This is a genomic window from Oerskovia gallyi, assembly GCF_014836745.1.
Classification (GTDB): domain Bacteria; phylum Actinomycetota; class Actinomycetes; order Actinomycetales; family Cellulomonadaceae; genus Oerskovia; species Oerskovia paurometabola.
The window spans coordinates 1-4,796 of sequence record NZ_JACSQE010000018.1 but is presented as its reverse complement, the minus strand read 5'-3'; the positions used below and the strand labels follow the sequence as shown (position 1 = coordinate 4,796).

The window sequence follows — 4,796 nt, the reverse complement described above, 5'->3', positions numbered from 1 at the left end:
AGTGCGTGGTTCGGCCGCGACACGCCCGGCGAGTCGCCGCAGGACCACGCACTCGACGTCACACCCTCCCGCACCGCAGACGACAGGAGTCCTCCCGTGGCACAGACCACGTCCGCGCAGCGCAGCAAGGAGCAGCGCGCCGCCCGCTCCGCGACCGCCCGGGGTGCGGGCCACCAGACCGGGGACGGTGCCGGTCGTCCCCGCCCGCGGCCGCCGGAGCGCGAACGCGCCCGGTGGCCGCGGGACCTCTCGCGCGGGCGCCGTGCACTGCTCGCGCTCGCTGCGGTGCTCGTCCTCGGCGCGGTCGTCGCGGCGGTCGTCTGGGCGCTCACGCGAGGGCCCGACGACGGCGCGTCCGGCGCGTACGCCGTCGACCCTGCGCGCGTGGCCGAGCTCAAGGCCGCCGAGGCCGCGCGCGACGCGGAGAACCTGGGCGTCGTGACCGACTTCGCGCTCTCCGCGCAGGAGCGCCTCGTCCCGACCATGAACGACCTGTCCGTGGCGCTGCCGCTCGACGGCTCGCCCGGCACCCCCGCGACGCCCGAGCAGGTCGCCACCTGGCGCGAGGCGCTCGCGACCCTGACGACCGAGGCCGAGGCGCTGCCCGCCGGCGCGTCGGGGTACAACGTCACGCGCAACGGCCTGGGCGTCTCGATCGCGCTGCTGGGCGACACGGTCGACACGCTCGTCCTGGCCGAGGGCACGGCCGAGCCTGCCCGCGCCGAGCTCCTGGCGCTCGCGGCCGACCTGCGGCTGCGCGCCGCCGACACGTGGGCCATGGCCGCGACCCAGCTCGACGAGCTGAGCGTCGGCGCCGACCAGGGGCACGTCCACGTGTTCCTCCCGCTCCACCCGGACGACGCGGGCGACGGCGCCGCGAGCCTGGGCGAGGGCGACCACTAGGCCGGTGCCCGCAAGGACCTAGCCGGAGCCGGAGCGCGTGCCCGCGCGGTGGTCGCAGGGGTGCGGCGTGGCTCCGGCGGGCGACCCAGGCGGGCGACCCAGGCGTGAGGATCAGTCGAGAGGGCGCACCATCACGACGTCGTCGTGCGCCTCGCCGCCCACGACGTACGTGCGCGTGCCCGCGAAGGTGAACCCGTGCTTGCGGTAGAACGCCTGGGCCCGCGCGTTCTCCCCGTTGGTGCCGAGCCACACGGCCTTGTCCGGGACGAGGGCCGGTGCCGCATCGAGCACTGCCCGCATGAGGTCGCTCGCGACCCCTGTGCCCTGGGACGCGGGGTGCACGTAGATCTTCGAGAGCTCGACCGTCGGCTCGTCGCCCACGACGGCCACGATGTCCGCGTCGTCGGGCACGCCGCGCACGAGCAGCGCGTAGCCGACCAGGTCTCCGGCGGCGCCGTCGGGACCTTCGGCCACGAGCAGCGCGTGCTCGGCGCTCGCGGTCCACGCGACGAACTTCTCCGGGGAGAGCTGCGTGCGGATGTGCTCGGCGACCGCTGCCGGGTCGGAGCCCGGCGGGCACGCGAGGGGGAACGTGACAGCGGCCAGCGCCGCGAGGCGGTCGGCGTCGGCAGGGGTCGCGGGGCGCAGGGAGGTGGTCACCCGCGGAAATCTACCCGGCTGCACCGACGAGCGGGAGGGGCGTCTCGCCGTCGGGCCGTTGACACCCCACCCCGTGCGGAGGACGGTGGAAGGACCGGAGACGTCGCCCGCCCAGCCCACGGACGCCGCCCCCGCCGGAGCCCCGACGACGGGGTCCGCGTGAGGGGAGGTGAGAACACATGAGGAAGATGGTCGACTGTCGGACCACGCCCAGCGTCATCAACTGCACGCTGACGATCGCCGGCGAGGAGGAGGAAGTCCTCGACGCCGCGTACGACCACATGATCAGCAAGCACGGTCACGAACCCACACCCCAGCTGCGGGAGGACATCCGTGCCGACCTGGTCGACGCCGAGCCGTCGATGGCCTGACGCGCCCGGCAGCACCTGACAGCACCTGACAGCACCTGACAGCACAGCCGGTCGTGACCCGTGGGTCACGACCGACGCGCGTGCTCTCGGCGATGATGGGGACATGACGCACCTCCCGGCGCCCGACGCGCGCCGCATCGACCTCAACGCGGACCTGGGCGAGGGGTTCGGGCCGTGGGCGCTCGCGGACGACGACGCCCTGCTCGACCTCGTGACCAGCGCGAACGTCGCGTGCGGTTTCCACGCGGGGGACCCGACGATCATGCGCGCCACGACGCGCGCGGCCGTCGAGCGGGGAGTGAGCATCGGTGCGCACGTCGCGTACCGCGACCTCGCGGGCTTCGGTCGGCGCTTCCTCGCCGTGGCGCCGGCGGAGCTGAGTGCCGACGTCGTCTACCAGCTCGGTGCCCTCGACGCGTTCGCGCGCCTGGCCGGGGACCGGGTCCGGTACGTCAAGCCGCACGGCGCGCTCTACAACGCGATCGTCCGGCACGAGGAGCAGGCGCGCGCCGTCGTGGACGCGGTCGTGGGCTACGACCCGACGCTCCCGGTCGTCGGGATGGCCGGCTCGGCCGTGCTGCGGCTCGCCCGCGAGGCGGGGCTGCCCGTGGTGCACGAGGTCTTCGCCGACCGCGGCTACGCGCCCGACGGGTCGCTCGTGCCGCGCGGGACGCCGGGTGCGGTCCTGCACGACCCGGTCGAGGTCGCCGAGCGTGCGCTGCGCCTCGTGACCGAGGGCGTCGTGGTCGCCTCGGACGGCAGCGAGGTCACGGTCGCGGCCGACTCGGTCTGCGTCCACTCCGACACCCCTGGTGCGGTCGCGCTCCTCACGGAGGTGCGTCGGGCGCTCGAGGCGAGCGGCGTCGTCGTGCAGGCGATCGGACGGTGACCGTGTCGCCCGGGGACGGGCCGCCGACCACGACCGTACCTGCGGCATGTGCGCCGAACCTGCCCCGCGTCCAGGTCTACGGCGACCACGCCCTCATGGTCGACGTCGCGGGGATCGAGGACGTGCACGCGCTCGCGGCCGCACTGCGCGCCACGGACGTGCCGGGGCTCGTGGACGTCGTGCCTGCGGCACGCACCGTGCTCGTCGTCCTCGACGACGAGGCGCCCGATCTCGCGGGCGCCGAGACCGCGGTGCGGGCGGCGTGGGAGTCGCGGTCGACGGTGGCGAGCCAGGGGGAGGGGCGCCTCGTGGAGATCCCGGTCGTCTACGACGGCGAGGACCTGCCCGACGTCGCCGCGTGGGCCGGGCTGTCCGTCGCCGAGGTCGTGGCGCGCCACGGCGGACGTGAGTACGTGGTCGCGTTCGGGGGCTTCATGCCGGGCTTCGGGTACCTGACCGAGGTCGACCCGACGATCGCCGCACCGCGGCTCCCGACTCCGCGGACCAGGGTGCCCGCGGGGTCGGTCGCGCTCGCGGGCGACCTCACGGCCGTGTACCCCCGTGCTACGCCCGGAGGCTGGCGGCTCCTGGGGCGCACCGACATCGACCTGTTTGACGTCGACCGGGATCCGCCGGCGTTGCTGACCGCGGGGACGCGGGTGCGTTTTAGTGCGGTCGACCGACTACCGGGCGATGCCGAGGGCGACGGCCCTCTCGCCGAGGGTGACGCGCACTCCGCCGAGGGCGACCAGAAGTCCGCCGCAGGTGACGAGATGCGCGTCGGGAGTGATCGAGGGCCTGCCGAACGTGACCGTGCAGGTGGCGTCGAGGTTCTCGCGACCGGGCCGCTGACGCTCGTGGAGGACGAGGGGCGGCCGGGCTGGGCGTCGTCGGGCGTCGGGAGGTCGGGTGCTGCCGACAGACGGGCGCTGCGCCTGCTGAACCGCCTGCTCGCCAACGACGACTCCGCCGCAGCGCTCGAGGTGACCCTCGGAGGGCTGGCCCTGAGGTTCCACGAGCGGGCGACGATCGCGCTCGCGGGTGCGCCGACGCCCGCGACGATCGACGGTACGCCGGTCGGCATGCAGGCCCTCCTCGAGGTGCGCCGGGGATCCGCGCTGCGCCTCGGGTTCGCCGCGCAGGGGACGCGGACGTATCTGGGGGTTCGCGGCGGGTTCGACGTGAGGCCCGTGCTCGGGTCGCGGTCGTTCGACGTCCTCGCCGGCCTGGGGCCCGCGCCGTTGAGTGCGGGGGACCGGCTGGTGATCGGGCCGCGACCCACGGGTCTGCCCGTGGTCGGCCTGGTCCCGTCCCGCACCACGGTGACCGGGGTCGTCGAGCTCGTGGTGCGTCGCGGGGTGCGGAGCGAGTGGTTCGACGACGCGGGCTGGCGCGACCTCCTGGGCGGGACGTTCGAGGTGTCGGACGCCAGCAACCGGGTCGGGCTCAGGCTGTCGGGTCCGTCGATCGCCAGGCGGGACGGCGAGCTGCCGAGCGAGGGCCTCGTGGCCGGGGCGGTCCAGGTCCCTCCCGACGGACGACCCGTCCTGTTCCTGCGCGACCACCCGGTCACGGGCGGCTACCCGGTGATCGGGGTCGTCTCGGCAGGGGCTCTCGACGTCGCGGCGCAGCTCCGACCGGGGGACCGGCTGCGCTTCCGGGAGGCGAGTTGACGCAGCGGCGGAGCGCCGCGTAATGTTCTCGAAGTCAGCCCGGCAGGGAGGAACAGACACCACTGCGAAGCTCTTCGGAGCCGCCGCGAAGTGGCTGGATCCCCCGGGTGGCCACCCCTCAGATCTTCTCAGGACACCTCTGTGTGCCGTGTGAGTCGTGCGGGGCGGTCGGCTCAGGCGGCTCTCCTTCACCGGGAACGGCGAAGTTGAGACGCGGGAATGAGTCTGGTAGGTTAGAGAAGTTGCCCCGAGTGAAGGCCCCTGGTGGGTTGGAGTCGGTGCGTGTCGGTTGCTTGAGAA

Annotated in this window: 5 protein-coding genes; 4 read left to right on the top strand and 1 reads right to left on the bottom strand. The window is 74.3% G+C overall.

Annotated features, from left to right (window positions below; genetic code table 11):
- Positions 1-96: 96 nt before the first annotated feature.
- Positions 97-903 (top strand): hypothetical protein, encoded by an 807-nt coding sequence (locus tag H9640_RS18170; protein WP_191792183.1) that lies wholly within the window; start codon positions 97-99, stop codon positions 901-903.
- Positions 904-1,014: 111 nt separating this feature from the next.
- Here the strand turns inward: H9640_RS18170 and H9640_RS18165 are convergent, their stop codons facing one another.
- A complete protein-coding gene (locus H9640_RS18165; RefSeq protein ID WP_191792182.1) occupies positions 1,015-1,563 on the bottom strand; it encodes a GNAT family N-acetyltransferase in 549 nt (182 codons plus the stop codon).
- 179 nt (positions 1,564-1,742) lie between these two features.
- Between H9640_RS18165 and H9640_RS18160 the strand changes: the two genes are divergently transcribed.
- The 3 genes from H9640_RS18160 (at position 1,743) to pxpB (ending at position 4,496) form a co-directional block, all read left to right on the top strand.
- The gene (locus H9640_RS18160; protein WP_138823657.1) at positions 1,743-1,934 is read left to right on the top strand and encodes a DUF1059 domain-containing protein; all 192 of its coding nucleotides are present in this window, start codon (positions 1,743-1,745) and stop codon (positions 1,932-1,934) included.
- A 103-nt stretch (positions 1,935-2,037) separates the two neighbouring features.
- Positions 2,038-2,823 (top strand): LamB/YcsF family protein, encoded by a 786-nt coding sequence (locus H9640_RS18155; RefSeq protein WP_191792181.1) that lies wholly within the window; start codon positions 2,038-2,040, stop codon positions 2,821-2,823.
- Complete coding sequence (gene pxpB, locus H9640_RS18150) at positions 2,820-4,496, top strand: 5-oxoprolinase subunit PxpB (protein ID WP_191792180.1); 1,677 nt, start codon at positions 2,820-2,822, stop codon at positions 4,494-4,496. The genes H9640_RS18155 and pxpB overlap by 4 nt, the downstream gene beginning before the upstream one ends.
- The last annotated feature ends 300 nt before the right edge of the window (positions 4,497-4,796 follow it).

Excerpts from the sequence above, each read along its gene's own strand:
- H9640_RS18160 (WP_138823657.1), top strand. The coding sequence starts at position 1,743 with ATGAGGAAGATGGTCGACTGTCGGACCACGCCCAGCGTCATCAACTGC.
- H9640_RS18155 (WP_191792181.1), top strand. The coding sequence starts at position 2,038 with ATGACGCACCTCCCGGCGCCCGACGCGCGCCGCATCGACCTCAACGCG.